Source organism: Shewanella canadensis (assembly GCF_003966225.1).
GTDB lineage: Bacteria > Pseudomonadota > Gammaproteobacteria > Enterobacterales > Shewanellaceae > Shewanella > Shewanella canadensis.
Genome location: NZ_RXNU01000043.1, coordinates 1 through 1,738, shown reverse-complemented (window position 1 = coordinate 1,738; position 1,738 = coordinate 1). Strand labels below are relative to the sequence as shown.

Genomic DNA, 1,738 nt, shown 5'->3' with positions numbered 1-1,738 from the left:
TGTGATCACCAAGCGATTATGTCGTACCTTAACTACCAACCGATTTTGTCGGTTTGCTAATTACCAAGGGAAAATGACGGATCTATTTTTATACATAATCCTTTGAATAGTTTTAATCACTATTCAGGGGTTATTAAGGATGATCATCATGGATTCTCGCTCCCAACTTATCGTTGATGTGATCGCCAAAGTCACCCAAGGTAAGATCAGCATCAACAGTGCCTCTCAGCTCCTCAATAAATCCCGCCGAACAATAGAACGCTACCTCAGTCGTTATAGGGCTGAAGGGCTCCGCTTCGTCGTGCATGGAAATAAAGGTCGTGCACCCATCAATAGAACGCCAGAGTCATTGAAAAAACAGGTTCTACACCTCATTCAAACCAAGTATTACGACTTCAATTTACAGCACCTTGCCGAATTGCTCGCTGAAAATGAAGGACTGAGTATTAAGCGTGAAACATTGCGAGGCTGGGCTCACGAAATTAAACATGTTAAACGAGCCAAACGTCGTCGCAGTCAAGTAAGAAAGTACAGAGAGCGTATGGAATCTCCTGGGCTAATGCTGCAAATGGATGGTAGCCCCCATCGTTGGTTTGGTGATAGTCGCTCGTGTTTGATTGCCATCATCGATGACGCAACGAGTGATATCCATGCTGAGTTTTTCCCTTCAGAAACGACGGAAGGTTGCATGAAAGTCATGAAGGCTTATATCGAGAAGCGAGGACTCTTTAAGACGCTTTACGTCGACAGAGCAGGGATTTTTGGTGGTCCTAAGCGCTGTCACTTCTCTCAGATGCAACGTGCTTGTGAGGAGTTGGGGATCGAAATCATCTTCGCCAATTCTCCACAAGGAAAAGGACGAGTTGAACGCTCTTTTGATACGTTCCAAGACCGATTAGTTCCTGAGCTTAGACTTCACAATATCACGGATATGCACAGTGCGAATGAGTATCTTCAGAAGGTGTTTATCCCCATATATTGGCAGCAGAAAATAACCGTGAAAGCGAAAAGTAAGTGGTCAGCCTTCAAAGCCGTTCCTGAGCATATTGACTTAGATACTATCTGTGTGCACAAGGAATATCGGAAGGTACGGCGAGATCATACCTTTAGTTATAACAACAAGATGTACGTTATTGACTCTCCAATCCGATATTCTATCGTCAATCAAAAGCTTGAAATTCGCTGTCAGTTTGATGGGGCATTCTCGGTTTATTTTGGCCATCGAAAACTTCATATAACAGAGCTGGAAGAACCACCAAGAGGCTCTGAGTTCGGAATGGAGGTTCAGCGTAAGTTGGATGTGATCGAGCTAGCCCAAACCTTGGGTAGCGTCACGAAAGCCGCTCAAGTTGCGGGATGCTCTCGGCAAAGTATCTATACCTATCAAAAGGTGCTGGAAGAAAAAGGCGTGCTAGGGCTTAAGCGTATCAACAAGCCCTTAAAAAGAAGCAAAAATCGCATTCCTGAGGTGACAGAAGACAAAATCATCGAGCTGACACTCAACAATCCATATCGTACTTCCTTTCAACTAATGACTGAGCTGAAAAGGGAGCATGACATTACAGTAAGCAGTAGCACGATACGAAATATCTGGAAGCGTGAGGTGATGAATACCAGAGCACTGCGAGTTAAACGAGCTGCATCCCTAAATAAGGAAATCTAGCATGATAGGCTAGACTATATAGTGAACGACAAAGTCGCTTGGCTTTTATTCCGTCAGGCTCCCTCGGTAATCACA

Annotated in this window: 1 protein-coding gene; it reads left to right on the top strand. The window is 44.2% G+C overall.

What is annotated here, in order from left to right:
• Positions 1–139 precede the first annotated feature (139 nt).
• Positions 140–1,663, top strand: a complete 1,524-nt coding sequence (locus EKG38_RS24685) for an ISNCY family transposase (protein ID WP_126523524.1) — start codon at positions 140–142, stop codon at positions 1,661–1,663.
• The last annotated feature ends 75 nt before the right edge of the window (positions 1,664–1,738 follow it).